We start from the raw sequence: 25,550 nt of genomic DNA on the forward strand, positions 1-25,550 counted from the left end.
GCTGGCCTCTTGCGGCCGGCCTGGTATGTGAACATTCTGGCGCGGCCGGACGAAAAGGATGAGGACGTTCGTGAATATCATGATGCTTTCCTGGCGTGGCGCGGTAGCCGGGCTTTCAATTGCCGGACTTCTGCTTGGCCAAGCCTCGGCGGACGAGGCCTGTGGCCTGTGTGCCAAGCAGATCGTCACCAATTCCGAGCTGGCAGGCTGCTTCCTCGACCAGTACGACCAGTTCGCCCGAACAAGCAGCGAAGCCATAGTCGTCGATCTCTCGAACTGCGGCTCGCGCGGTGTGGTCGAGGCCTTGCCGTCGCCGAACAAGGGGCCCGCCGAGCCGGACGTGCAATTCCTGATTTCGCACCTGCAGCTCGACTGTCTGAAGGAAAAGCTCGAGGCGCCGGGCATTGTGCTCGACCCGTCCGCCACCATCGACCTGGACAGCTGCCGATGAAAAGGCCGGGGGGCAAGACGACACAGCAGATGGCACCAGCACCGGCGCCGCCGCCGGCAGCAGCCGGGAAGGCGGCCACGCTGCCCGAGACGACAGAGGGTTTCCCGTGGCCGAGCAGTCACGAGATCAAGAAGGAGGCGAACCCCTTCACCGATCGCGACTGGCGCATGCTCGTCTATGCCTGGTCTGGATTGCTGGTGCGCCTGGCGATCATCTTCACGCTGATGTTCTCGATCTACCAGTTCCTGGCCAGCCAAGACCAGAAGCGCGTCGAGCAGACGATGGCGCTCGTCGAGCTTTGGGAGACCAAGGACTACCAGCAGGCCCAGCGCGCCCTGAAGGACCGCCTGGCGGCGCTCAACGCCAAATATGACAAACTGCTCAGCGCCAATCCGACGCCGACCGAGGAACAGGTGTTCAGGCAGCGCATCGGCATCGAGGCGATGACGGCGGAAGGCGGCGACATGCTGCTGGCCGACTTCAGCGATCACTTCGACCGCATCGTCTATTTCCTCAACCGCCTGTCCTTCTGCGTCGAAGGCAAGCTCTGTTCGCAAAAGGTGGCCGACGCCTATTTCCGCGACTATGCCGTTTCCTTCTGGAGCTACTTTGCCGGCTATGCAGACAAGCAGCGCAAGGCGGGCTCTTCTACCTTCGCCTTGCCGATCGAGACCTATGTACGCCTTGGGCAGCCGCCTTCGGCTCCGGCTCAATAGCGGCGGGACATCATGCCGGGCCGCTCATTGCTCTTGCGTGCCCTCCGCTGGTTGACGCTGGCCGGCGCCCTGGCCCTGGCATCTATCGTCCGGGCAGAGGAGGCGCTGGATTTCCATCTCGACCTCAACACCGGCGGCCATAGTGCCCAAGTCACCGACCTTGCCCTCACGCCGGATGGCCAGGTGCTGGTTTCAGCCTCGAACGACAAGACCATTCGCATCTGGGACTGGCAGAGCGGGGTAACGCTGCGCACCATCCGCGGCTATCTCGGCCAGGGCAGCGACGGCAAGGTCTTCGCGGTCGCAGTTTCACCCGATGGCAAGACGATCGCCGCCGGCGGTTATTTCGGCGCCAGCCTCGGCGACAAGCCACCTTACGGCGACATCAGGCTGTTCGAAATCTCCACCGGCAAGATGAAGGCCGCACTCAAGGCCGCGGACTACGCGATCTACGACATCGCCTTCTCCCCGGATGGCAACACCCTGGCAGCCGGCGGCGCCGATGGGTTCGTCTATCTGTGGCGGCTGGACGACAAGTCCGCGACCGGTTGGACGCTGGGCGAGAAGCTCGACGCCGATTCCTGGCATATCGACAAGCTCGCCTTCGCTGACTCAGGAACGCGCATTGCCGCGGTCACCACGGACAACGGCATCCGGCTCTGGGATGTGGCGAAGGCCGAAGAGATCGCCCTTCCCAGCCAGGCCGAGCCGCTCAGGGAAACCAGTGTCACAGCGCTTGCCGTGTCGCTGGATGGCAGCCTGTTCGCCACTGGCGGCAAGGACGGGCTGGTCCAGCTCTGGCAGGCAAGCGACGGAAAATTTGTCCGCGCCATGCCGAAGCAGGATTTCCAGATCGGCTCGCTGACCTTCGCTTCGGGATCGCTTCTGGTCGCCTCTTGCGGCTACCGCTGCACCGACAAGCACCGCTCGATTGTCTGGAACGCCGAGACAAGCATGGAGATGCTCCACTACGGCGGCCACGACGGCACCGTCTTTGCCAGCACGGCCAATGCCGACGGCTCGCTGGTGGCGACCGCCGGCGGCAGCCGCAACGCCATCCAGGTCTGGGACCCGGTGACCGGTGAGCGCAAGGCGTTGTTGCAAGGCGTCGGCGAGCCGGTGACGGCGGTCGGCATCGACACTGCTGACGGCGTCATTGCCTGGGGCAATGCCAATCCCTGCCCCGAGCGCGTCTCCTGTCCCGAGCTTGGTGGCGCGCTCAACAAGGCACTGGCCTTGCCGACTGCGGAGCGCTTCTTCGATGACCCGCAAGCGCTGACGGATCCCGGAAACTATACCCGCGCCGCTTTGACCGATGGCCAATGGTCGCTGAACGCCGCACCGGGCGGCAAGAACGATTTGGAAAATGCCGCGCTGGAGATCGCCCGTGCCGGCAAGGTGGCGCGCACGATCGAAAACGACGCTACCAACGGCTTTGTCCATTCGGCCTACACCCTCATCGACCAAGGGCTTGGCCTGATCACCGGCGGCAATGACGGCACCTTGCTAGAGTACAAGACCACCACCGCGCGTGTGTCAGGCGAATTCACTGGGCATACCGGCGAGATCAATGCCATGGCTGTCTCGAAGGACGCTGGCCTGCTGGTCACCGGCAGCGCCGACCAGACCTTGCGTCTATGGAACCTGAAGACGCACAGGCTGATCGTCTCGATGTTCTTTGCCGGCTCCGAATGGATCGTCTGGATGCCGCAGGGCTACTACTATTCCTCCGGCGACGGCGACAGACTGATCGGCTGGCAGGTCAACCAGGGCCGCGACCATGAAGGCCGCTTCATCAGCGCCGGCCAGCTGAAGAAATATCTCTGGAGCCCCGAGATGGTGCGCCGCGCCATCATCCTGCGCAGCGCCGAACAGGCGGTGGAAGAGATGCGGCCGGGCGTCGACCGCGAGCTGGAGAAGCTGCTGCGGCGCAAGCCACCGGAGTTCGGCATCCGTGTCGCCGCCGACCAGGGCAATGTCCGCGACGGCTACGTCGCCGTCGAGATCATCGGCGCCGGCGAGGCAGGCGCCGAAATCGCCGGCTTCTCGATCCTGTCGAACAGCCGCAATGTCGGCGACGTCACCACGCGCTCGGTCGATGGCGGCAAGAGCACCATTGTCGAGGTGCCGGTCGAGAACGGCGAAAACACCATCCGCATCACCGGCACCAATGAATTCGGCTATCTGACCGAGCGCAGCGTAACGGCGCTGGCCAGGAAGGCCGAAAAGAAAGCAAACAAGGGCAAGCTCTATGTCGCCGTCATCGGCGTCGACAAATATCCTTTCCTCACCGACGCCTGCGGCGGCCGCGCCTGCGACCTGCGCTACCCGGTCGACGATGCAACGGAATTCCTCAAGGTGATCGCGCAGAAATCGGCGCCGCTGTTCTCGTCCATGGAAACGCTGGTGCTGGTCAACCGCGAAGCCCTCGACGAGGCGCCCGACAGTGCCGATGGCGTCTACCGGGTCGCCAGCGCCGACCAGATTCTGGAACCCGACGCCGACACAATCGACGACCAGCTCGCTGACTTCCTCGACAGGCCCGGCGAGAACGACACCACCATCGTCTTTGTCGCCGGCCACGGCATCAACATCGACGAGGACTATTATTTCATCCCCACCGATGGCCGCAAACAGGACGCCGAGCGCTGGAAGCGCTCCTCGCTCGTCGATTGGGCGGACATCCAGAAATCGGTCGAACGGGCCAAGGGCATGCGCTTCATGTTGCTCGACACCTGCCACGCCGCCAACGCCTTCAACCCGCGCCTGGAAAAGGACGCGCAGGACGCACGCATCGTCGTCTTCTCGGCCACCGCCGCCAACAACACCGCCGCCGAACTGCCCGAGCTCGGCCATGGTGTCTTCACCTATTCGATCCTCGCAGGCCTGCGCGGCCAGGCCAGAACGTCCGACAGCGGCGTGACGCTGTTCGGCCTCGCCGACTTCGTGTCCCGCGAGGTCGTGCGGCTGACCGCGTCGCGGCAGAAGCCGTTTTACTATGTCGGCGGCGTCGAGAACATCGTGCTAGTCGGGCCATGAGTATGCGCCTGCTGGGGATTGCTGTCCTGTTGCTGACCGTGGTCGGCGCTGTACGTGCGCAGCCCGTCCCCTGCCCGCCCGGCAACGCTAACTTCCCGTCCTTCTACGACGATGCAACCCTGTTTCGCGACGCCATCGCCGAGGTCGCCGACGTCGAACCTTCGAACCAGCGGCTGACCGGCATCACCGTGCCGCATCATCTGCTGATGGCCGATCTCGTCGCGCTCGGTTTTCGCGCCGCGTCAGGCTTTCGCTACAAGCGTATCGTCATCCTGTCGCCCGACCATTTTCACAAGACCCACAAGCTGTTTGCCACGACGACGCGCGGCTTCGACACCGTGCTTGGATCAGTGGCGATCGACACCGAGGCGGCCCAGCGGCTGGAGGCGAATGGCGACATGGTCGAGGAGTCCTGCCTGTTCGCGAAAGAGCATGGCGTGATGGCCATGCTGCCCTTTCTGCGTCACTATTTTCCTGAAGCGAAAATCGTGCCGGTCGCGATGTCGGTCAAGGCGCGCAGAAGTGACTGGGACAGGCTGGCCGAAGCCCTGAAAACCGTCGTCGGCGATGACACGCTGATCGTCGAGTCGACCGACTTCTCGCACTATCTGCCGCAGCACGATGCGCGGCGCTTCGACCAGCAGACGTTGAATGTCCTGGCTGCCGGATCGCTCGACGGTATCGCGGCGCTGCGCCAGCCCGACCACGCCGACTCGGTCGGCGCGCTCTATGTCCAGACCAAGCTGCAACGTGCCTTGTTCGGTGCCGCGCCACTGGTCGTCGCCAACGAGAATTCGCAGGAAACGACGACCGACTACGTCGACCGGACGACCAGCTACATCGTCGCCCTGTTCGGCGCCTTCGGACCCGGCTTCAACAATCCGGTCCGGACAAAGGACAGGATCTATTATTTTGCCGGCGATGTGAATTTCGGCCGCGCCATGAAGAAGGTGCTGCTGCGCGAGGGCGTCGCCGACCGCATCGTGGACAACGTGCTCGCCTTGACCGGATCGCGGCCGCTGATCGTCAACCTCGAGGGCGTCGTCCTGCCCAATGTGCCGGAAGCCATCGACGACATGACGCTGGCGATGCCCGCCGATCTTGCCATCGACATGCTGAAGCGACTGCACGTTGCCGGCGTCAGCCTCGCCAACAACCATGCCTATGATCTCGGACCATCGGGCTATGCCGAGACACGGCGCGCGCTGGACGCCGCCGGCATCCCTCATTTCGGCCAGGGCGAGGCGCTGGCGCTGACCGATCTCGACCTTGTCGGCCTGACCGACATCGACACGAATGGCTCGAAGAACACCGACCTGTTGACCCCCGCCCTGGTCGACAGCCTGGTCAGCACGAACGCCAGCCGTCCGCTGGTCGCCTTCGTTCACTGGGGCCGCGAGTACAAGACGGAGCCGTCCGCGCGCGAGGAACTGCTCGCCGACCAGATGCGGCTAAGAGGCGTCTCGGCCATCGTCGGCAGCCACCCGCATGTGTCGAGCGAGGCGCTCGTGCCGCTTGCCGGCGGCGATGTCGCTGAGGTCTATTCGCTCGGCAATTTCCTGTTCGACCAGAGGGCAGAGCGGTCGTCAGGTTCGATGCTGGAACTGCGTGTCTTCGGACAGGGCACGATCTTTCCCAGGCTCATTCCGCTGCCGAACTACTTTGAAATGGGGCGGAAATGACTCAGCATCCCTGCATATCGGCAGGCAGATAGCAGGCCGCCGGCGCGGTCCTGGTTTCGAACAGCGATTCCTTCGGCCGGAAATAGAAGAATGTCACCGGCTTGCTCTCGCGCGTCGAGCCGTCGGCGAAGTGCGCTGCGATGCTGAACCTGTGGATCGACGACATCGCCGACCACATCTTCAGCCGCGCCGTATAGGAACTCAGCTTCTTGTTGCCGCGCATCGGCATGGCAATGGTGTAGTCGTGCTTGCCGATCGGAAATTCTACGTTCTGGTAGCGCATGGCTTCCGGCGAGCCGCCGCCGCCGTCGCCGCATTCCGCCATCGATTCGGGAACTTCGAACACCGCCATGGTCATGGACGTGCGAAACGCCTCGCTCTGCTGGACGGCGTTGCCCTGGTCGTCCGACCAGGAATAATCGAACTTGCCGATCGCGTTCAGCGTCACCGCCTGATTGAAAGTGCCGAGGTAGTCCAGCGCCTCGCCGAACCCGATCTTGTTGGTGAGCTGGGCGCGGCAGACATTGAGACCATCCACCGATGGACACGGGAACCGCCCCGTCTCAAGGCTGGCGGTGTCGACGCCGGCCTCGCCAAGAACGCTCTTGATCGAAACGTCGGCTCCGTCGGCGAAATCGCCGATGTCCTTGGTGAACACGCGGCTCGGCTCGCCGGTCGGGTTGTACTTTTCGTCGAGCCTGGTGAACTGGATCGACATCTTCATGCCCTTCACGTCGCCCCAGCCATTGTTGACGATCGAGAAATCCGGCCGGAAGCCGACGCAGCCAAAATGCTCGCTGATCGACAACATCGGTTTGCGGTAGGCCTCGCTGGCGGCGACCTTCATTTCGAGACTGTCGAGCTTGACCTTGGACTGGTCGATCGTCTTGAGATCGACCTCGGCAAAGGCCGGTGCCTGCTCCCAGTCCATGCCCTCATAGACATTGCCGGTGCGGATCTGCCCGGTACCGTTCCAGGCGTCGTTGTATTCATCCGACACCGGATAGACCGCGATGTCTTCGTCGCGCACCAGGTGCTGGTACTGCATGTCGGCCTGCTGGGTCATACGTTGGTCGACGGCGACGCCGATCTCGACCTTGTCGGCGGCTCCATCGCCGGCCTGCGCCTTGAGCAGCCCGCCCACCCTGGCGTCGGCCAGCGTGTCGGGGCGCGCGCCGCCTGTCTCCTTGCCCATGACCCAGTCGGAGGCATAGACGGTGCCGCCCGGCAATCGCGTGCGGCCCTTGCCGTTCTTCAAGCCGTCGACAAACATGCCGGCAAAGATCTCGCCGGTGGCGGACAGCAGGCGTCCGTGGCCGTTCGGCACGCCGGCGGCGAACGCGCCCTCATAGCGGTTGCCGTCGGCATCGATATGGATGCCCTGGCCGTCGAGCTTGCCGGCAACCCAGCGGCCCTCGAGCACATCGCCCGAGCGCAGTTCCAGCCGGCCTTGCCCGTCGGGTCGGCCATTGCTGATCTCGCCAAAATAGCTCGAATAGACGGTCTTGGGATCGTAGCTCGCCGAGCCGCGCACCCGCCAGGTCAGCCTGCCCGTGCCGCTGACTGTGCCGTCCTCGGCGATCGTCCGGTCGGGCGACTGGCCCGCCGCCGGCTCCCAGACGAAGTCGAGGTTCCTTTCCGGATTGAAATCCCAGACACGCACGCTCCTGCGCAGCACCGAACGCGTGTTGCTCTGGTAGAGGATCTGCACGCGCTCCGCCCAGGCGCCGGCCTGCGGCGCACCGGCGCTATCGGCAAAGGCGGCCGAGCCCGTCAGCACGGCCAGCATCGAAGCGGCCGCAATCACCTTGATCCCGAAGATCGTCCCTGCCCGCGCCATCCCCAACCCCTTGGATGGCCTAGCGTAATCGGCCACGCAAGGCGGCGCAAGTAAGCAGCCCGCACCCAATGCGCCATTTGCCCGTACGAAAAGGCCGGCGACGGGATCGCTCCCATCGCCTGTCTTCCAATGGATCTCACCGGTGTTTCGTGGCGGACCGGAGGGGCTTATTTGTAGAGGCTGTTGATCCATTGCACGTTGGCGGCATTCAGGCGCACGGCGGTGTTCGCATCCGGGCTTTCGGCCACGTTCACGCCGGTGATGACACGCTGCTTTGCGCCGCTGTCATAGGCATAGACCGAGCTTCCGCTCGACCCCGGAAACGTGTCGCAATCATACTGGAAATACTCGGTACCGATGTTTTCGACATGCACTTCGCAGCTTGCCTTCCACATCGTGCCCATCGGCTTGTCGCCGGGATAGCCGACGATGTTGGCGGTGAAGTCGCCGAGATCGTCATAATTGGCATAGCCCAGCCAGCCGAGATTGGTGCCGACATCCTGCTTCAGCGTGACGATGCCGAGATCCCACGGGATAACCGAACCGTAATAGCCCTGATAATTGTCGATGAAGCCCTGGAGGATATAGGCGCTCTCATAGGCGAAGGCGCCGAACGGCGCATCATCGGCGGTGCTGCCGTTGAGGCCCGGCACGAACAGATACTCGTCGAGCCAACCACCATCCTCGTGGCTGTAGAGGCAGTGCGCCCCGGTGAGCACCGTGCGCGGGCCGATCAGCGTCGCCGAGCAACTTCCGAAACTGCCGGTCTTCGGTGACTTCGCTTCGAGATAGCCGATAGCCGAGAACGGATAGGTCTTGGTGTTCTTGACCTGCTCGCGATCGTCGGGGCCGAAGACCTGACGGCCGGCCTCGCCTTCCGGCAAGCCAGGATCCGAGGTATTCTGCGGACCCGGCGTCGCGTCGGATCTCTGTCCGTCTGCCGGCGCATTCAGTTCCTTGATGATCAGGTCCTTCAGCGCCTGGTTCGCATCGATCTTGATGTCCTTGCCGTCGGCGGAACGCCCGACGATGCCATAGGATTTGACCGCCGTTGCCTCGTCGGCGAGCGGCGCGGCGCGGCTGGCCTCGTCCTCCGTCAGTTTCAGCGTAACGATCGGCTTTGCCCGGCCCGGTTTGTAGTCGCCCGAAGTCGCATCGCGCATGCTTTCGCCGTTGCCGGCATTCGCCGAGCCGGGTTCGGCGGCGAAAGCGGGCATCGCCCACATGGCGGTGGAAAGCAATGCGGACGCAATGATGGTGTTTGTCAGTTTTGTCACGGTGAGACTCTCCCAAAAGTCAGCAAGGACTGGATCAAGATAGAGAAATATTGTCGAGATCGTGGTGGCGCCAAAACCGAGCTTCGGTAGCGCACACCAGATTATTGCCCCGCGCGGTCAATTGAGGCCCCCGCCAAAAACATCCCCGCGATATACTGCCTAAAATATTCCAACATTGGCAACGACAAATCGCTTCCACGTAGCCCGTGGGGGGCTATAGGGTTTTGAGCAGGCTTTGCTCGCGGGCACGACTAGCAGACGTGGCGTTCGGTTTTGTGACCGGTCGCGCGCCGATCTGGATTGGCGCACGACCGATCGTCGAACCGGTTCCCCGGTGGCGGATCATGTACCCGGCCGGCCTGTCCAGGAACGCACGTCTCAGGAGGTCCAGTTGAACATCATCCATCGCTTCAGGCCGTTCGCCGCAGCATTGCTGGCCGGCATGGCAGCGCTCGCGACGGTCAATGCCATTCATGCGGCCGACGCAACCGCCCGGCCGGAGGCTGCGGTTTCGCCGATGAAGCGCGTGGCGGAAGCCCGGGCGAAGGCCATGGCCGAGAACCCCGACGGCGCGGATCGCGTCTATGGCGGCAAGGAGGCCGAGAAGGGCGCCTACCCGTTCCAGGTGGCGCTGCTGACCACCGACAGGCTCGACGAAAGCCCGGCCTCGCAGCCGGACGCGCAATTCTGTGGCGGCAGCCTGATCGCACCGCAATGGGTTCTGACGGCAGCACATTGCCTTGTCGACAATGGCCAGCCGATCTCGGCGAGCGCGATCACCGTGCTGACCGGAGCCACCGAACTCAGCGAAGGCAAGCGCTACAAGGCGGCGGAGGTCATCGTCAACGAAGGCTATAGCGAGCAGACGATGGACAGTGACCTCGGCCTGATCCGGCTGGCCGAGGCGGCCGATGCGCCGACCATCAAACTCGCCCGCGAGGCAACGCCCGAGTCCGGCAAGACCACGGTCATCGGCTGGGGCAAGATGCAGGACGGAACGTTCCCGACGGCGCTGATGGTGGCCGACCTCGATCTCGAGCCGAACACGACCTGTAACACCGGCATCAAGGACATCTATGCGCGCGACCTGAAAGCGGCGCTCAGCGATCTCGCCCGCCGTATGCGCTATTCGGCGAGGGGCATCGACGCAGCCGCCAATGCCATTGCCGCCGACATGTCCGATCCTTTGACTGGCAACATGATCTGCGCCGGCACCGCCAGCGGCGAACGCGACGCCTGCAACGGCGACAGCGGCGGCCCGCTGTTCATGACCGGCGCCGACGGTCCGGTCCAGGTCGGCGTCGTTTCCTGGGGCGAAGGCCCGGCGGACGGCAGCGCCGCCTGCGGCCACAAGAACGCCTACGGCATCTACACGCGGCTGGCCAACTACACGGGCTGGATCGAGGAGAAGATGAACGGCCCCGCAGCGGCCCCGGCAGCACCCAAGGCCGGTGCCGGCACTGCCAAGAAGCCCTGAGAACAAGCCTCAAATGAAAACGGCGGGAACCTCCCGCCGTTTTTGATACTTTGCCGGCTTATCTATTTCCTTGGCGGACCCTTGCGCTCGGCCGAGGCCGCCCACAAATTGATGTCGGCCTCGCGCGCGTAGGTATCGATTTCAGCGAGTTCGGCATCGCTGAAATCGAGCGCCTTCAACGCCCCGACGCAATCCTCGACCTGCTCCGGCCGGCTGGCGCCGATCAGCGCCGAGGTCACCCGACCCTTGCGCAGCACCCAGGCCAGCGCCATCTGCGCCAGCGTCTGGCCGCGGCGGCCGGCAATCGCGTTCAGCGCCTTGATGTTGTCGATGGACTTGTCGTTGATGAAGGCGGGCCGCAGCGACTTGCCCTGGGCAGCGCGGCTGCCGTCAGGGATGCCACCGAGATACTTGTCGGTCAGCATGCCTTGCGCCAGCGGCGAGAACACGATCGAGCCGACGCCAAGCCCTTCCAGCGTGTCGAGCAACCCGTCCTCCTCGACCCAGCGGTTGAGCATCGAATAGCTCGGCTGGTGGATGACGCAGGGCGTGCCGAGCTGCTTCAGTATGTCGGCCGCTTCGCGCGTGCGCTGAGAATTGTAGGACGAGATGCCGGCATAAAGCGCCTTGCCCGAGCGCACCGCATGGTCGAGCGCACCCATCGTCTCCTCCAGCGGCGTATCGGGGTCGAAACGATGCGAATAGAAGATATCGACATAGTCGAGTCCCATCCGCTTCAGGCTCTGGTCGAGGCTGGCCAGCACATATTTGCGCCCACCCCATTCGCCGTAGGGGCCTGCCCACATCTCGTAGCCGGCCTTGGTCGAGATGATCATCTCGTCGCGATAGGCGGCAAAGTCGGTGCGCAATATTTCACCGAAGGCGGTCTCCGCCGAGCCGGGCGGCGGACCGTAATTGTTGGCGAGATCGAAATGCGTGATGCCGAGGTCAAAGGCCTTGCGCACGATGGCCTGTTTGGTCTTGTGCGGCGTGTCGTTGCCGAAATTGTGCCACAGCCCGAGCGAGATGGCCGGCAGCTTCAGGCCGGACCGCCCACAGCGGTTGTAGATCATTTTCTCGTAGCGGTTTTCGGCGGCGACATAGGGCATGGGGAATCCTCGAATCTGAAACGGACCAGGCCAGCCATCGCAGTGCGATGAGCGAGCCCTGCGCCCCACCCTTTACCCTCTCCCCGGAAGAAGGGGGAGAGGGGTTAGTCAAAATTATCGATAATCTCTGCAGCCTACTTCTTCTTGGCCATCAGCGCCTTCGCTTCCTTGATGCCAAGCGCGGCCGGCCGCTCGCAGGTTGTCTGCATGGCGACGAACTTGCCGGTTTCGCCCGAGCGCAATATGCCGGTCATCACGTCGACAGCGTGCAACGCCAGCTCCATCGAGCAGCGATGCGGCCGCCCTTCGGCAATTGCGATCGCCATGTCGGCAAGGCCGGCGGTGCGATAGTTGGCCATCATGCCTTGTCCGTGCATTTCATTGGGAACACCGAACGGATGTTTCCATTTCGGCAGTTTCTTGACCGGCTTGGCCGCCTCGGTGAAGCGCACGTCGCCGCCGAAGAAATTCGGATCCGGCACGAACACCGTGCCCGCCTCGCCATAGAGCTCCATCGGCGCGTGGCCGTGGCTCCAGACGTCCCAGCTGGTGTTGAGCGTGATGACGGCGCCGTTCTCGAACTCCAGCAGGCCGTGGATGGTCGTCGGCGTGTTGACCGGGATTTTTTCGCCGGCGCGCGGCTTCGACGAAATCGTCCGCTCCGTCGCCGGGATCGAAGCGAACGCCGCCACCTGCTTCACCGGCCCGATCAGCTGGATCAGGTTGGTGATGTAGTAAGGTCCGATATCGAGCACCGGACCGGCGCCCGGCTGAAAGAAGAAGTCCGGATTGGGATGCCAGTGCTCCATGCCGTGACCCATGACATGGCAGGTACCGCTGGTGATCTTGCCGAGCGCGCCGGTGTCGATCAGGTTGCGCACCAGCTGGTGCGCGCCGCCGAGGAAGGTGTCGGGTGCCGACCCGATGCGCAGCCCCTTTTTCTCCGCGCGGCTCTTCAGGTCGAGCCCTTCCTTGATCGACAGCACGAACGGCTTTTCCGAATAGACGTGCTTGCCGGCGTCGAGGATCTGCTTCGACACCTCATAGTGCACCGCCGGAATGGTGAGGTTGACGATGATGTCGATGTCGTCGGCTTTGAGCAGATCATCGACAGTCTCGGCGCGCAGCTTGAACTCCTTCGCCCGCGCCTTCGCAGCGTCCATGTTGATGTCGGCGCAAGCGCGCATCTCGATGCCGCGGAACAACGGCGCCAGCGAGAAATACGCCTTCGAGATGTTGCCGCAGCCGATGACGCCGATACCCAGTTTCTTTGCCATGATGATTGTTCCTAGTAAGCCTTGACGGATGCGATCGAGCGGCGGGCGAAGCGTTCGATGTCGTTGGGGTTGTCTTGTTCCGTGACGTAGTACTTGGCGACGCTCTTGGCGCGCAATACCTTGATCAGCCCGGCCCAGTCGATCGTGCCGTGGCCGACATCCGACCAGCCGTCCTCGTCGAGCCCCTCGCCCGGCTTGGCCATGTCCTTGACATGGACGGCGCTGATGCGCTTGCCGTGCTTTTCGATCCAGGGCAGCGGATCAGAGCCGCCGCGCACCACCCAGGCGACGTCCATCTCCCAGCCGATGTCGGGCGCCGCCGTCAGGATGTGGTCCTGCGGCACCGAGCCGTCGGCGAGCTTCTTGAACTCGAAATCATGGTTATGCCAGGCAAAGCCGTAGCCGGCCCTTTGCGCCGTCTCACCGACCTTGGCGAGCCGCTCGCCGAAACCGCGCCAGCCGGCGGCATCGGACGGCCTCTGCTCGGCGAGCAGATAGGGGCAAATGACGAGCGTGATGCCGAGCGCGTCGGCTGTTCTGCGCACGCCGTCGAAATCATTTTCCAGCGCGTCGATCGAGAAATGCCCGGTCGGCATCGAAAGCCCGTTCTTGTCGAGTTCGGCGCGGAAGGTCTTGGGGTCGTCATAGACGCCGCCGAACCCTTCAACTTGCCTGTAGCCGAGCTTGCCGAGCATCTCGAGCACGCCGGTCCAGGGCTGAAAATTGCGGGCGCTGTAGAGTTGGAATGACCAGTTCATCGTCTTGTCCGTTTTCTCTTGGGGGATGGATCTTGGCGCGTATCTTGGGAGTTAAAGGCGGTTGCCGGTCTGGGCGTCGAAGAGCGAGGCCCGCATCGGGTCGAAGCCGATACTGACCGTGTCCGCATTGTTCGGCGTACGCTCCGATGTCACCCTGACGGTGAAGTTCTGCTCGCCGAGCTTCAGCCAGACCAGCGTATCGGATCCCATCGGCTCGACGACCTCGACATTGGCCGTCGCCGTGAATGGCCAGCCTGCGCCGCTGTTGAAGGCGACATGCTCGGGGCGCATGCCGAACACGGCCGGCCCTGGCGTCGGTTCCTTCTCGAAGGCGTAGGTCGCGAGCGGGATGCGCACGTCCTCGACGGCGAAGTGCCAGTCGCCGTTGTCCTTCTCCAGCCTGCCATCGATGAAGTTCATCGCCGGCGAGCCGAGGAAGCCGGCGACGAAGCGGTTGACCGGGCGGTTGTAGATGGTCTGCGGCGCGTCGAGCTGCTGGATGACGCCGCCCTTCATCACCGCGATGCGGTCGGCCAGCGTCATCGCCTCGATCTGGTCGTGGGTGACGTAGATCATGGTATTCTGCAGCTTGCGATGCAGCAGCTTGATTTCGACGCGCAGTTCCGCTCGCAACTTGGCGTCGAGGTTGGAAAGCGGCTCGTCGAACAGGAAGACATCGACGTCACGCACCAGTGCCCGCCCGATCGCCACGCGCTGGCGCTGGCCGCCCGAGAGCGCCGACGGCTTGCGCTGCAAGAGCGGCTCGATCTGCAGGATCTCGGCGGCGCGCGCGATGCGCCTGTCGATCTCCTCCTTGGGCACACCGGCGACGCGCAGGCCGAAGGACAGATTCCGCTCCACCGTCATTTGCGGATAGAGCGCATAGGACTGGAACACCATGCCAATGCCACGGTCCTTGGGCTCCTCCCAGGTGACGTTCTTGCCCTTGATGAAGATGCGGCCTTCCGAAATGTCGAGCAGGCCGGCAATGCAGTTGAGCAACGTCGACTTACCGCAGCCCGACGGCCCGAGCAGCACGATGAACTCGCCCTCGGCGACATCGAGATTGAGCGTGTGCAGTACCGAGATGACGCCGAAACTCAGCGACAGGTCCTGGATCGAAACGCTGGTACCGTTCTGCGCCATATCCATTAGCCTTTCACCGCGCCGGCGGCGATGCCGCGCACGAACCATCTTCCGGAGATGAAATAGATGAGCAGAGGCACCGCCGCCGTCAGAATGGTGGCCGCCATGTTGACATTGTACTCCCTCACGCCGGTCGTTGTGTTGACGATGTTGTTGAGCTGCACCGTCATTGGCCAGTTGGGCCGCCCGGCAAACACGATGCCGAACAGGAAGTCGTTCCAGATACCGGTAACTTGCAGGATGACGGCGACGACCGTGATCGGCAGCGACATCGGCAGCATGATGTGGAAAAAGATGCGCCAGAAACCCGCACCGTCGACACGCGCTGCCTTGAACAGCTCGACCGGTATTGCCGCGTAGAAATTGCGGAACAGCAGCGTCAGGATGGGCATTCCAAAGATCGTGTGCACGATGATGATACCAGGCAGGGACGCGAACAGCCCGACCGAGCTCAGCCCGATGATCAACGGATAGATCACCACTTGATAAGGCACGAAGGCGCCAAACACGAGCAACCCGAAGAGCAGGTTGGCGCCCTTGTATGGCCAGAAGGTCAGCGCATAACCGTTGATCGACGCGCAGATGATCGAGATGACCACGCTGGGCAGGGTGATCTTCACCGAATTGTAAAAGCCGGGACTGAGGCCGTTGCAGTCGCGACCGGTGCAGGCATGGAGCCAGGCGTCGGCCCAGGGTTGAAAGGTCGGCTCGCCCGGAAGGTTGAAAAGATGCCCCAGCCTGATCTCCGGCATCCCCTTCAGCGATGTCACGATCATGATGTAGACCGGGATGAGGAAGAAGAGAGCCGCGACGACCAGGAAAGCATAAAGACCGATGCGGCTGGCCGATATCCGACGCGGTTTCGGCCCGAATGGCCCCACGCCGGCCTGATCCGGCGCTTCCTGGACAGGCTGAATTGCGGTGATCTGGCTGGCGGTCATGCGCTCGCTTCCCGGTTTCGCCGCCACAGTAGAATTCCGCTGAAAGCCAGCACGACCAGGACCGGCAGCAGCATCATCGTTGCCGCGGCCATGCCTTGGCCGACGTTCTGGCGGACTGTGATGAGCTGGATGACGTAGACTGCCGGCATGGACGTGGCGATGCCGGGACCGCCGCCGGTCATGGCGATAACCAGGTCGTAGACGCGCACCACGCCTACGCACTGGAGAACGAAGGCGGTGGCGAAGGCACCCTTCATCATTGGCGCCACGATGGACATGTGCGTGCGCCACGTCGGGATGCCGTCGACCCTCGCCGCTTTCCAGATCTCCTCGTCAACGCCGCGCAGGCCGGCAAGCAGGATCGCCATCGTCACGCCCGAGCCTTGCCAGATGCCCGCCACGACCAGCGCGTACAGTGCGGTCTCGGCATCGACCAGCGGGGCGAAGCTGAAGCTCGACCAGCCCAAATTGCGGAGCGCAGCCTGCAGGCCGAGATTGGGGTCGAGCACCCATTGCCACACGAGACCGGTGACGATCAGCGACATGGCGAAAGGATACAGGAAGATCGAGCGGAACAGGTCTTCCTGGCGGATGCGCTGGTCCATGAAAACGGCGAGCAGGTAGCCGAATACCATGTTGCAGGTGATGGACATCAGGCCGAAGAACCAGATGTTGTTGACCGAGACGAGCCAGCGGCTGTCGGCCCAAAGGCGCCTATACTGTGCCAGACCGACGAAATCATAGGTGGGGAACAGCTTCGAACTGGTGAAAGACCATAGCACCGAGAAGCCGATGCCGATCACGAACACGCCGACGGCGACGAGAATCATCGGTATCGTCCCGATGACGGCGGGCAAGTGAAATCTGCGCCTCCAACTCTTCTGCATCGTCCGTCTTTCTCCGCCTCCACCGACACAATGGGGTAGTTGCCGACGTGAAAGTCAGCGTTGTCCGAACCACTGGCTCCGGACAGAGGCGCCGCCGCAAGGGCGGCGCCTCTGGGTGCTGATCGGTTCCTAGTCGGAGTTTCCGATGATGGTAGAAAACTTCGCAGTGGCGTCGTCAGCGGTCATGGAGTCGTCCGCGAAGAATTGCGCGACGAGCTCATTGATCTGCTGGTTGGTGTTCTCGGTGATGAACCGGTTCGTCGCAGTGACGATGTTGGACGGGTTTTCCACCGCTTTCAGGGACTTCTGCATGCACGGGTCGGCCGTCGACATGTCGACATCGCCACGCACAGGCATGGAACCCTTGGCGTTGTTGAAGGCGACCTGAACCTCCGGGCTGATGAGGAGTGCCGCAAGACGCTTCTGCGCTGCTTCGACATCCGGATTGTCCTGCTTGAAGAATACGATGATGTCGCCGTCGGTGCTGACCACCGGCTTGTCCTCGTTCAGGCCGATCATGCAGCCGAAATCCTTGACCCCGGTCATGCCGGCGGCCGCGAATTCGCCGCGCGCCCAGTCGCCCATCACCTGAAGTCCGGCCTTGCCGGTGATCACCAGGTTGGTGGTGTCATTCCAGTTGCGGTTGGCGTAGCCGTTGTCGGTGAACTGCTTCAGGGTCCTCAACTCGGTGAAGACGCCTTTCATCTCGGCGCCGCCGGCAATCTCGGCGCTCTTCTTGGTATACATCTCGTCACGCTTGGCGACGCCGAGAGCCTCGGTGACCATGTCCTGGAAGAGCAACTGGATCTGCCAGCCGTTTCCGTCGCCGCCGATGGCGAAGGGAATGAAGCCTGCCTCCTTGATCTTCGGTGCGGCCGCGATGAAATCGGCCATGCTCTTCGGCTCCGGCACGCCCGCTTTCTCGAAGACCGGCTTGGAGTACCACGCCCAGTAGTTCGAATGAATGTTGACCGGAACGCACCACCAGTGGCCATCAACGAGGCAGGCGCTGCCGATCGCCTTCGGGCGAATGACCTCATCCCACTTGCCGGCGGTCGCGACGTCCGTGAGGTCGAGCAGCTTGCCGCCCGAAATCAGTTCCTCGTACTGCCGACCGGGATTGAACTGAGCCGCACCGGGCGGATCGCCGCCGAGCACGCGCTGCATGACGGTCGAGCGGGCGGTTTCGCCGAGTGCGATGGCGCTGTCCACCCACTTGTCGCCGTGGCCGTCATTGTCAAAGGCCTTTGCAAACTGCGAGACCGCCGCCGACTCGCCCTTCGACGTCCACCAGTGAATCACTTCCAGATCGGTCGCAGCCGCCGGACCGGCGAGCTGCAGCGCGGCCGTCGCCGTCAGCGCGGCAGTCAAGAGTTTATATCGCATTTCGGTTCCTCCCAGAATCTGAAACGTTACAGATTTTCGATACGGCAATTGCGTGACGTGCGCAACCCCTCGCGCAAAAGCAGTCCGGATATTTTTCGAGCTGCGAACAAAATCCTCCCTCCAACACCGCATTGTGCACCGCAGCACGCAAAGTTGCACCGCAAAACAAGGAAAGCTGGCAAAGAATTCGCCTGAAAGGTCTTCTCCGCTGAATTCCGATGGTTTTCTGTCCCGGCAGCACCGCAGACCTAAGCTGCCTGCCACAGCCGCCCATGTGTCGCTCGTGACAATCTGTAACGTTTCAGTGTATTGAGGTTTCGCCAGGTGGAAGTCGCACGTCGCGGCCCCGGCGATTGCCGGCCTGCCCGGCAACTGCTATGCGCCTGACGGGCGGGACGAATGGACAGGGATCAGACAGACAAGGACGACGAGGCGTCGGCGCACGAGCGCCCGACGCTGAAGACGCTTGCCTTCATGACCGGCCTCGGTGTCACCACTGTATCGCGGGCGCTGAAGGACGCGCCCGAGATCGGCGCCGAGACCAGGCGCCGTGTCCAGCTCGTGGCCAGGCAGATCGGCTACCGGCCGAACCGCGCCGGGGTGCGTCTCAGAACCGGCAAGACCAACGTAATCAGCCTCGTGCTCAACACCGAGCGCGAGATCATGAGCTTTGTCTCGGATATCATCTACGGCGTCTCGGAAGTGATCGCCGACACGCCCTACCACCTGATCGTCACGCCCTATTCGCGCTCGCAGGATCCGCTCGATCCGATCCGCTATCTGGTGGAAACCGGCTCCGCCGACGGCGTCATCATTTCGCGCACGCAGCCGAACGATCCGAGGGCCCGCTACATGCTGGAGCGCGGCATCCCCTTCGCCACGCATGGCCGCACGGATATGGGGCTGATCCACCCCTACCATGATTTCGATAACTATGCCTTCGCGGCCGAGGCGGTGCGCCATCTGGCCGGCATCGGCCGCCGCAGGCTCGCTCTGCTGACACCGCCCGTGGGCCTGACCTATCACGGCCACACGGTAAACGGTTTTGCCGATGCCCTGAGCGAGGTCGGCGCCAGTGAGGTGCCGTTCAACACGGTTTCGATCGATCATTCCATCGAGCAGATCAGGATGCGCACCGCGCAGCTGATGCGCCGCGACGACAGGCCGGACGGCTTCGTCAGCAGCGCCGCGGCCGCGACGCTGGCCATCGTCGCCGGCATTGAGGACGCGGGCCTGAAGCTCGGCCGCGACGTCGATGTCGTATCGAAACAGTCATCGGATCTGCTGCATCTGTTCCGGCGCGAATTGCTGGTCGTCAACGAGAACTTCCGGCTGGCCGGCTCCGAACTCGCCCGCTCGGTGCTCGGCCTGATCGGTGGCGCCGCCCCCGGTTCCTTGCAGAGCATGAGCCTGCCCGGCGAAGTTGTTGCCTATCGCGGCTAGAGCATGATCCCGAAAAGTGGGGAACCGGTTTTCGGAAAAGATCATGCTCAACCCAGCTTTAGCCGGCCGCTCCACTTCCCCACGGGCCATGGAAGGCGCCCTGCTCGCCGATGCGCTCGAAGCCGTGCGCGCCGAAGTAATCGCGCTGCGCCTGGATCAGGTTCGAGGTGCCGCGGCCCTGGCGGTAGCTGTCGAAATAGGCGAGCGCCGAAGACAGCGCCGGCACCGGCGCGCCAGCCTCGGATGCTCGCGCCACAATGCGCCTTAGCGACGGATGCGCCTCCTGCATCATGGCGATGAAGGCCGGCGCCATCAGGAGGTTGGTGGCCGCGCCGCCGGAGCCGAAAGCCTCAGCCATCGTATCCAGCATTTGCGAACGGATGATGCAGCCTGCCCGCCAAATCTTGGCGATGGTCGGCATCGGCAGGTTCCAGTTGAACTCTTTCGAAGCGCCGCTCATGACAGCGAAGCCTTGCGCATAGGCGGCGATCTTGCCGGCGAACAGCGCCAGTTCGAGATCCCTGAGCAGAGCGTCCTTGTCGCCGGCAATCTTCGTCACGCCGCTGTTGCCATAGGCCTTTTCCGCCGCCTGCCGCTCGTCCTTGATCGACGACAGCACGCGCGCCGCCACCGCGGCCTCGATCGCGGTGGCCGGAATGCCGAGCTGCTGCGCCTCGATGACCGACCATTTGCCGGTGCCTTTCTGGCCAGCGCGGTCGAGGATGATGTCGACCACCGGCTTGCCGGTCTTGGGATCTTCGGCGGCCAGCACTTTGGCGGTGATCTCGATCAGGTAGGAATTGAGCCGGCCGTTGTTCCAGTCGGCGAACACGGCGCCGATCTCCTTCGGCCCCATGCCCAAGCCGTCACGCAATATGCCGTAGATCTCGGCGATCATCTGCATGTCGGCATATTCAATGCCGTTGTGGACGGTCTTGACGAAATGGCCGGCGCCGTCGGTGCCGAGCCAGGCCGCGCAGGGCTCGTCCTTGAACTTGGCGGAAATCGCCGTCAGCACGTCTTCGACGCGCTTCCAGCTTTCCTCGGTGCCGCCGACCATGATCGACGGACCATGGCGCGCCCCCTCCTCGCCGCCGGACACACCCATGCCGATGAAGGTGAGGCCGGAGCCGGACAGCTCGGAGAAGCGCCGCATCGTGTCACGGAAATTGGCGTTGCCGGCATCGATGACGATGTCGTTGTCGGACAGCACGCCGCGCAGTGCTGCGATCTGTTCGTCGACCGGCTTGCCGGCCAGCACCATGATGATGATCGGCCGCGGCGGCCGGATCGCGGCGGCCAGTTCCTCCAGGCTGTAGCAGGGCACCACCATGTCCTTCAGCGCGCCGGCACTCTCGACAAAGGCGTCGGTGCGCGCCGCGGTGCGGTTGTAGACGGCGATGCGGTGCCCATGCTCGGCGATGTTGAGCGCCAGGTTGGAGCCCATCGTGCCAAGGCCGATCAGGCCGATTTCGGCTTTTTCCATCGTTTCTTCCCTGCTTTCGGATCTTTTGTTGAGGCCGCGATTTTTGAGGAGATGCCCCTGTTCCCGTGATGAATGACGGGCCTTCGCGGCGGCGTCAACCGCCTCGCCGAATTGTGTCGAGGCAGCGATGCGTGAGATTCAGGTCAGGCCGAGCCGAGAATGGTGGTTCTCGAGAACCGGAGCGGAGCGTACTTAAAGTACGTGAGCACCGGGGGCGCAGAAAACCGCCGTTCGCAGGCCGGCATCACCTGAATATCACTCCGCGCGGATGTCGATCGGCGCTTCGATCTTCACCATCTCGAAGTCCGAGACGAGGATGTCGAGCCGCGCTGTCCACCGGCCGGGGATAGGGATGACGAGATCATCGACGCGCCAGCTGCCCTCGCCGGGCTTGGTCGCCGAGCGCTTGATCGGCTCGATGCCGGAATCGGGCTTGGACAGCACCAGCGTCACCTGCTTGGCGTCGAGCGGGCCGAAATCGCCGGTCATGAGCACCATCGAGGCGATGACCGGCCCGGCATGGCCGGGCGTGATGCTAAGATCGGCCATCGCCTTCAGCGTGTGGATATGCACCGACGCGGGCTGTGCGGCGGCGATCGCTAGCGCGCGCGGCGGCGGCGTGAAGCGCCAGCCGGCGGCGACGGCGAAGATGGCGAGCACGATCAATACTTCGGCGCCGATCGAGCGGACCAGCCGTCGCTGCACCTCGGTTGCGCCGGCTTCGGCGGGCGCGGTGAGCGTCCAGCGGTTGACGGTAGCGAGCGTGAACAGAAAGAGCAGCAACACCAGCTTGACCAGCAAAAGCCGGCCATAGCCGGTGTTGACCAGTGCCGCGGGCGTCTGCACCTGGATGACGGCAAGCACGATGCCGGCGGCGGTGAGCACGGCAACGACCGGCAGGATCGCGCGGGAAAACCGGCGCAGGAATGGCCCGGCCTCTCCCGATTGCCGTCGCACCGCAAGACCGAGCGGCGCCAGCGCGCCGGCCCAGAAGGCGATGCCCATGCCATGCAGGAACACCATCGGTCGCATCAGCCATTGCGGTTCGGCGGCACTGGCATGGCCGCTGGCGGCAAGCGCGGCACCGACGCCGGCCAGCCCCGCCAGAGCAAGCGGCTTTGAAACGCCGCGCGGTGCGACCAGCGACAGCAGGCCAAGGCCGAGCGCGACCAGCGCGATCAGAACCGTCCGGCCGAAACTGGTGTCGAGCGCTGTGCGCCACACCACGGACGCGTCGACCTGGGCAAGCGGCACCGCGAGCGCATCCAGCCCCTGCAAGCCCAACGAAACCGGCGCAGCGATCAGCCCGGCGAGGAGCGTGGCGATGACGAAGCGCCGCCCGCACCGCCCGCCCTCGGCCAGCCAGGCAAGCGCGAAGGCGCCACCGACGCCGAGAAACAAGCCGACATAGAGCAGTATCTTGCCGAGCCAGATCGCCGACCGCAAATCCCAGTCGACCGGCTCGGCAGCCACCGGCGGCGTGCTCGGCGCGCCGATGGAAAACAGCACCGAGCCGCCGACCGGGTGGCCGTCGGCGGAAATCACCCGCCAGCTCAGCACATGCGTGCCCGGCTTCAGCTTCTGTGGATTGTCTATGGCCACGGTCCGGTCGCTGAGGCGAAACGAGGTCAGCGCAACCGATGTGCCGTCGGGCCGCACGAGGGTGAGCACGAGCGGCGACACCGGCTCGCTGAAGGTCAGCGAAAATTGCCCCGGGCCTTGCGCCAGCACCGCACCGTCAGCGGGATCGGCCTTGATCAGCGCCGCGTGGGCCAATGCTCGCTCCGGCAGGGCGAGAACCAAGAGCAGCACGAGGACAGCCAGCAGCCCGACGCCAAGCCGGCCGACGCTGTTGCCGGACCTGCAGGTCGTCCATGGGGAGGATACCGCGCTCATGCCACCATCGCGAAAGCAGCGGCGCGCTCCTTCGAACGGAGCGCGCCGCCGAGAGATCATTTCTTCGGCAGCAGCTTGAGGCCGGGCGCCGGATTCTCCAGCGCATCCTCATCCTGTCCGGCCGCCGGAATCTCGATCCAGCGCTCGGCAGCCCCCTCGCATTCCTGCACCACCGGGAAGTACAGTTTTTCGCCGGCCGGCAAATCCGCTGCCAGCGTGCCGCGGAAGACGAACTCGTCGTAGAATTCGTCCGGCAGGCTGCCGCCGCTCCAGTCGATTTCCTTGACACCTGATGTCACCGCCTCGCCATAGAGCTGGTAGGATTTTTCGTACTTGCCTTTCTTGGTCTGCAGCGTCCAGCCGGGCTTCGGCATCGGCTTCACCGAAATCACCCCTTCCGGGACCTGCACGCGCACAGCGGTCGTCGCCTTGCCCTCACAGCCATGCGGCACACGCAGGATGGCCTTGTAGGTCGAGCCGACGGCCGCTTCCTGGGTTTCGAGCGTGATGTGCGCGAAGGCAGCACTTGTCCCGACGAAAAGCGCCCCGGCGGACAAAAGATAATTGTTCATGATGGTCTCTCTGATTCTCAAAATTTGTGGAAACTGGTCGGCTCAATTGGCGTGATCGTCCATCCCACCCGTTTCGCCCATGCCTTCGACGGCGAACTCGACGGTGACGCTGCCGGCCTTCTCGAAGGTCAGCGTGGCGGAGAACTTCTCGCCTTGCTTGGGCTGGCGCTTGAGGCCGAAGAACATCAGGTGATAGGCGCCGGGCTTTAGCGCGACCTTGCCGCCGGCAGGGATTTCGAGGCCGCCGCTGACCGGCCGCATCGTCATGACGCCGTCCTTGACCCCCATCTCATGTAGCTCGGCCTTGTCAGAGATATCGGACGAAATCGACAGCAGGCGGTCCGGCGCGCTGCCTTTGTTGGTGACGGTAAAATAGCCGCCCGCCACCTTGGCGCCGGCCGGCGTTGCCCGCGACCAGGGATGTTCGATCTCGACGTCGCCGACCTTGAATTCATGCGCGAAGGCCGACTGGGCGACGACGAACAGCAAGGCGAGGGCGACGACAAGGATGCCGAGGCGTTGCTCGAGCAGGAGGGTATTTCTGTGGCCGGGTGCGCGCGCATGCGCGGCGGCACGGAGGAAGAGAGACATGATGGCTCCATGGATACGTTATCGCGCCGTTGGCCGGTCGCGAACAGTTCAGCGTTGGATGAATGCGCCCACGAAAGGTTCCGCGAGGCCGCGTTTGCTCAGGACGCCGGTGGCGCACGCGGATTCGATGGAGAGCGATCACGGGCGAAATCGAGATGCCTGAAGGCCGGCAGCACGAAGGCGACGGCCTCGAAGGAGAGACTCGTGGCCAATGCGCCGGCATCGGGCGGCGGCGCATGAACCGCGGAAGCCATGCTGCAGCCGAGCATGCAGCAGGCCGGCACGTGCTGCTGGTGCGGATCGCCGCCGGGAGGCTGGGCAGTGCCCTCATGGGTACAGATGACGTTGCCGAAGGCGTCGAGCAACGCAGCATCCTGCGTCGTGCCGAAGGCGAACGCGCCGAGCGTCGACTGGATGAGCAGCAGATAGGCCGCGACAAGCGCGACCGGCATGCTCCATCGTCTCCGCCGGATGTTCAAGGATCTGCCTCTTTGATCAGCAACGGCAGATACCTAGCACGCGGCCGACCGGGCGAAAATCGTCAAATCATTGCTGCGGCAACGCGGCACGACCAATGCATGTCGCCCAAAAGTGCGCAGCGGTTTTGGGACAACGACATGCATGGACAATAATTTAAGCGCGTCGCATCGAACCGGTCAGGCACGACGCGCATCAGGCACGTTGCGGCTGCCGGCCTCGGGGATGGAGGTCAAGAGCGTGTTGCGCGCCGACTTCAGATGCTTGCGGCAGGCGGCATCGACCTTGCCGAGATCGCGCGATTTGAGCGCAGCGATATAGACCAGATGCTCCGCCACCGCGACTTCGTTGCGTTCGCGCTCCTGCGCCTTGTTCCACTGGTAGTGGTAGTGGAAGATCATGGCGATGACGTCGTAGAAATCGACGATGAAGCGGTTGTGCGAGGCGCGGTGGATCAGCCGGTGAAAGCGCTCGTCCAGCTCGGAAAATTCGTTGAAGCGGGTAGCGATGTCGCGCGCCAGCAGGCGATGCTCGTCCTCCAGTCGGTCGAGATCGGCCCACACCGGGCTTTCTTCCGGCAGCGCGGCGAAGGCAGCCGCCGAACGCAGCTCGAACATCTCGCGGATTTCGGTCAGTTCGAGCGCAAAGGCGCGGGTAAAGCCTTTCAGCACCCAGTGGCTGTTGCGCCGCTTCTCGATCAGGCCGAAGCGGGAAAAGCGGATCAGGAACTCACGCACGCTGGTGGTGCCGACGCCGATCTCGCGCGCCAGCTCGAGCTCGATGATCTGCATGCCCGCTTCCGCACCGCCGGCAAGCAGCCGCCGCATGAAGGAGCGCTCGATGATCTCGGCCAGCGTGTCGGTTTCTTCGTCTGGAAAGAAATCGTCCGGCCGCGGCGCGCGCAAGACCGTCTTGCTGCGCTTGTTCCAGGCGATCAGCCCGGTCTCTTCCATGCGCGCCAAAATGCTGCGCACCGTCGTGCGGCTGACGCCGAGCAGCGTGCCGAGTTCCGGCTCCGACGGCAGGCTCCTTGTTTCATCGAGCAGCCGCAAACAGCGGTTGTAGGCGTCCTTGTAGACGTTGTTGCTCTTCGACATCC

General features: G+C 63.6%; 21 protein-coding genes. 6 read left to right on the forward strand and 15 right to left on the reverse strand.

The window, feature by feature from the left end; translation table 11 throughout:
- The first annotated feature begins 79 nt into the window (after positions 1 to 79).
- The 4 genes from ACSQ3Z_RS23000 to amrB are packed head-to-tail and all read left to right on the forward strand — an operon-like array spanning position 80 to position 5,888.
- Positions 80 to 451, forward strand: a complete 372-nt coding sequence (locus tag ACSQ3Z_RS23000; protein WP_436173967.1) for a hypothetical protein — start codon at positions 80 to 82, stop codon at positions 449 to 451.
- Positions 448 to 1,167, forward strand: coding sequence for a DUF4760 domain-containing protein (locus tag ACSQ3Z_RS23005; RefSeq protein WP_436173546.1), 720 nt, complete (start codon positions 448 to 450; stop codon positions 1,165 to 1,167). Before ACSQ3Z_RS23000 ends, ACSQ3Z_RS23005 begins: the two co-directional genes overlap by 4 nt.
- 12 nt (positions 1,168 to 1,179) lie before the next feature.
- Positions 1,180 to 4,206: a caspase family protein gene (locus ACSQ3Z_RS23010; protein ID WP_436173547.1), complete on the forward strand. Its 3,027-nt coding sequence runs from the start codon at positions 1,180 to 1,182 to the stop codon at positions 4,204 to 4,206.
- The gene (gene amrB / locus ACSQ3Z_RS23015; protein WP_436173548.1) at positions 4,203 to 5,888 is read left to right on the forward strand and encodes an AmmeMemoRadiSam system protein B; all 1,686 of its coding nucleotides are present in this window, start codon (positions 4,203 to 4,205) and stop codon (positions 5,886 to 5,888) included. The genes ACSQ3Z_RS23010 and amrB overlap by 4 nt, the downstream gene beginning before the upstream one ends.
- Before the next feature lies 1 nt (position 5,889).
- On the opposite strand, the gene ACSQ3Z_RS23020 is transcribed toward amrB, so the two are convergent.
- Both ACSQ3Z_RS23020 and ACSQ3Z_RS23025 read right to left on the reverse strand, forming a co-directional pair.
- Entirely contained in the window at positions 5,890 to 7,728 is a 1,839-nt protein-coding gene (locus ACSQ3Z_RS23020; protein WP_436173549.1) for an MORN repeat-containing protein, read from the reverse strand.
- Positions 7,729 to 7,895: 167 nt separating this feature from the next.
- Complete coding sequence (locus tag ACSQ3Z_RS23025; RefSeq protein WP_436173550.1) at positions 7,896 to 9,005, reverse strand: trypsin-like serine peptidase; 1,110 nt, start codon at positions 9,003 to 9,005, stop codon at positions 7,896 to 7,898.
- A 391-nt stretch (positions 9,006 to 9,396) separates the two neighbouring features.
- On the opposite strand from ACSQ3Z_RS23025, the gene ACSQ3Z_RS23030 reads away from it, so the two are divergent.
- The gene (locus ACSQ3Z_RS23030; RefSeq protein ID WP_436173551.1) at positions 9,397 to 10,482 is read left to right on the forward strand and encodes a S1 family serine peptidase; all 1,086 of its coding nucleotides are present in this window, start codon (positions 9,397 to 9,399) and stop codon (positions 10,480 to 10,482) included.
- 62 nt (positions 10,483 to 10,544) lie between these two features.
- On the opposite strand, the gene mgrA is transcribed toward ACSQ3Z_RS23030, so the two are convergent.
- The 7 genes from mgrA to ACSQ3Z_RS23065 form a co-directional block, all read right to left on the reverse strand.
- On the reverse strand, positions 10,545 to 11,591 hold the full coding sequence (mgrA, locus tag ACSQ3Z_RS23035; protein ID WP_436173552.1) for an L-glyceraldehyde 3-phosphate reductase: 1,047 nt from the start codon (positions 11,589 to 11,591) through the stop codon (positions 10,545 to 10,547).
- A gap of 134 nt (positions 11,592 to 11,725) precedes the next feature.
- Positions 11,726 to 12,868 (reverse strand): Gfo/Idh/MocA family protein, encoded by a 1,143-nt coding sequence (locus ACSQ3Z_RS23040; protein WP_436173553.1) that lies wholly within the window; start codon positions 12,866 to 12,868, stop codon positions 11,726 to 11,728.
- An 11-nt stretch (positions 12,869 to 12,879) separates the two neighbouring features.
- Entirely contained in the window at positions 12,880 to 13,626 is a 747-nt protein-coding gene (locus ACSQ3Z_RS23045; RefSeq protein WP_436173554.1) for a sugar phosphate isomerase/epimerase family protein, read from the reverse strand.
- A 51-nt stretch (positions 13,627 to 13,677) separates the two neighbouring features.
- Complete coding sequence (locus ACSQ3Z_RS23050) at positions 13,678 to 14,778, reverse strand: ABC transporter ATP-binding protein (protein WP_436173555.1); 1,101 nt, start codon at positions 14,776 to 14,778, stop codon at positions 13,678 to 13,680.
- The gene (locus tag ACSQ3Z_RS23055) at positions 14,778 to 15,713 is read right to left on the reverse strand and encodes a carbohydrate ABC transporter permease (RefSeq protein WP_436173556.1); all 936 of its coding nucleotides are present in this window, start codon (positions 15,711 to 15,713) and stop codon (positions 14,778 to 14,780) included. Before ACSQ3Z_RS23055 ends, ACSQ3Z_RS23050 begins: the two co-directional genes overlap by 1 nt.
- On the reverse strand, positions 15,710 to 16,600 hold the full coding sequence (locus ACSQ3Z_RS23060; protein ID WP_436173557.1) for a carbohydrate ABC transporter permease: 891 nt from the start codon (positions 16,598 to 16,600) through the stop codon (positions 15,710 to 15,712). The genes ACSQ3Z_RS23055 and ACSQ3Z_RS23060 overlap by 4 nt, the downstream gene beginning before the upstream one ends.
- 129 nt (positions 16,601 to 16,729) lie before the next feature.
- A complete protein-coding gene (locus ACSQ3Z_RS23065; protein WP_436173558.1) occupies positions 16,730 to 18,358 on the reverse strand; it encodes an ABC transporter substrate-binding protein in 1,629 nt (542 codons plus the stop codon).
- 27 nt (positions 18,359 to 18,385) lie between these two features.
- On the opposite strand from ACSQ3Z_RS23065, the gene ACSQ3Z_RS23070 reads away from it, so the two are divergent.
- Entirely contained in the window at positions 18,386 to 19,429 is a 1,044-nt protein-coding gene (locus tag ACSQ3Z_RS23070) for a LacI family transcriptional regulator (RefSeq protein ID WP_436173559.1), read from the forward strand.
- 58 nt (positions 19,430 to 19,487) lie between these two features.
- Here ACSQ3Z_RS23070 and gndA read toward each other — a convergent pair whose 3' ends face one another.
- The 6 genes from gndA to ACSQ3Z_RS23100 all read right to left on the reverse strand — a co-directional run bounded on the left by gndA (position 19,488) and on the right by ACSQ3Z_RS23100 (position 25,548).
- Positions 19,488 to 20,915, reverse strand: coding sequence for an NADP-dependent phosphogluconate dehydrogenase (gene gndA / locus ACSQ3Z_RS23075; protein ID WP_436173560.1), 1,428 nt, complete (start codon positions 20,913 to 20,915; stop codon positions 19,488 to 19,490).
- 255 nt (positions 20,916 to 21,170) lie between these two features.
- Complete coding sequence (locus ACSQ3Z_RS23080; RefSeq protein WP_436173561.1) at positions 21,171 to 22,811, reverse strand: copper resistance CopC/CopD family protein; 1,641 nt, start codon at positions 22,809 to 22,811, stop codon at positions 21,171 to 21,173.
- 56 nt (positions 22,812 to 22,867) lie between these two features.
- Positions 22,868 to 23,383: a YcnI family copper-binding membrane protein gene (locus ACSQ3Z_RS23085; protein ID WP_436173562.1), complete on the reverse strand. Its 516-nt coding sequence runs from the start codon at positions 23,381 to 23,383 to the stop codon at positions 22,868 to 22,870.
- A gap of 42 nt (positions 23,384 to 23,425) precedes the next feature.
- The gene (locus ACSQ3Z_RS23090) at positions 23,426 to 23,974 is read right to left on the reverse strand and encodes a copper chaperone PCu(A)C (protein WP_436173563.1); all 549 of its coding nucleotides are present in this window, start codon (positions 23,972 to 23,974) and stop codon (positions 23,426 to 23,428) included.
- Between the two features lie 98 nt (positions 23,975 to 24,072).
- On the reverse strand, positions 24,073 to 24,426 hold the full coding sequence (locus ACSQ3Z_RS23095; protein ID WP_436173564.1) for a DUF2946 family protein: 354 nt from the start codon (positions 24,424 to 24,426) through the stop codon (positions 24,073 to 24,075).
- A gap of 204 nt (positions 24,427 to 24,630) precedes the next feature.
- Complete coding sequence (locus tag ACSQ3Z_RS23100; RefSeq protein WP_436173565.1) at positions 24,631 to 25,548, reverse strand: FCD domain-containing protein; 918 nt, start codon at positions 25,546 to 25,548, stop codon at positions 24,631 to 24,633.
- Positions 25,549 to 25,550: the final 2 nt, after the last annotated feature.

It is taken from the genome of Mesorhizobium sp. LjNodule214 (assembly GCF_964252735.1).
Classification (GTDB): Bacteria; Pseudomonadota; Alphaproteobacteria; order Rhizobiales; family Rhizobiaceae; genus Mesorhizobium.

Bases quoted from the DNA above. Each gene is read 5' to 3' on its own strand.
- ACSQ3Z_RS23000 (WP_436173967.1), top strand. From the start codon at position 80: ATGATGCTTTCCTGGCGTGGCGCGGTAGCCGGGCTTTCAATTGCCGGA.
- ACSQ3Z_RS23055 (WP_436173556.1), bottom strand. From the start codon at position 15,713: ATGACCGCCAGCCAGATCACCGCAATTCAGCCTGTCCAGGAAGCGCCG.
- ACSQ3Z_RS23020 (WP_436173549.1), bottom strand. From the start codon at position 7,728: ATGGCGCGGGCAGGGACGATCTTCGGGATCAAGGTGATTGCGGCCGCT.
- ACSQ3Z_RS23080 (WP_436173561.1), bottom strand. From the start codon at position 22,811: ATGAGCGCGGTATCCTCCCCATGGACGACCTGCAGGTCCGGCAACAGC.
- ACSQ3Z_RS23085 (WP_436173562.1), bottom strand. From the start codon at position 23,383: ATGAACAATTATCTTTTGTCCGCCGGGGCGCTTTTCGTCGGGACAAGT.
- ACSQ3Z_RS23095 (WP_436173564.1), bottom strand. From the start codon at position 24,426: ATGCCGGTCGCGCTTGTCGCGGCCTATCTGCTGCTCATCCAGTCGACG.
- mgrA (WP_436173552.1), bottom strand. From the start codon at position 11,591: ATGCCCTATGTCGCCGCCGAAAACCGCTACGAGAAAATGATCTACAAC.
- amrB (WP_436173548.1), top strand. From the start codon at position 4,203: ATGAGTATGCGCCTGCTGGGGATTGCTGTCCTGTTGCTGACCGTGGTC.
- ACSQ3Z_RS23010 (WP_436173547.1), top strand. From the start codon at position 1,180: ATGCCGGGCCGCTCATTGCTCTTGCGTGCCCTCCGCTGGTTGACGCTG.
- ACSQ3Z_RS23045 (WP_436173554.1), bottom strand. From the start codon at position 13,626: ATGAACTGGTCATTCCAACTCTACAGCGCCCGCAATTTTCAGCCCTGG.
- ACSQ3Z_RS23050 (WP_436173555.1), bottom strand. From the start codon at position 14,778: ATGGATATGGCGCAGAACGGTACCAGCGTTTCGATCCAGGACCTGTCG.
- ACSQ3Z_RS23090 (WP_436173563.1), bottom strand. From the start codon at position 23,974: ATGTCTCTCTTCCTCCGTGCCGCCGCGCATGCGCGCGCACCCGGCCAC.
- ACSQ3Z_RS23005 (WP_436173546.1), top strand. From the start codon at position 448: ATGAAAAGGCCGGGGGGCAAGACGACACAGCAGATGGCACCAGCACCG.
- ACSQ3Z_RS23100 (WP_436173565.1), bottom strand. From the start codon at position 25,548: ATGTCGAAGAGCAACAACGTCTACAAGGACGCCTACAACCGCTGTTTG.
- ACSQ3Z_RS23040 (WP_436173553.1), bottom strand. From the start codon at position 12,868: ATGGCAAAGAAACTGGGTATCGGCGTCATCGGCTGCGGCAACATCTCG.
- gndA (WP_436173560.1), bottom strand. From the start codon at position 20,915: ATGGAAAAAGCCGAAATCGGCCTGATCGGCCTTGGCACGATGGGCTCC.
- ACSQ3Z_RS23060 (WP_436173557.1), bottom strand. From the start codon at position 16,600: ATGCAGAAGAGTTGGAGGCGCAGATTTCACTTGCCCGCCGTCATCGGG.
- ACSQ3Z_RS23070 (WP_436173559.1), top strand. From the start codon at position 18,386: ATGGACAGGGATCAGACAGACAAGGACGACGAGGCGTCGGCGCACGAG.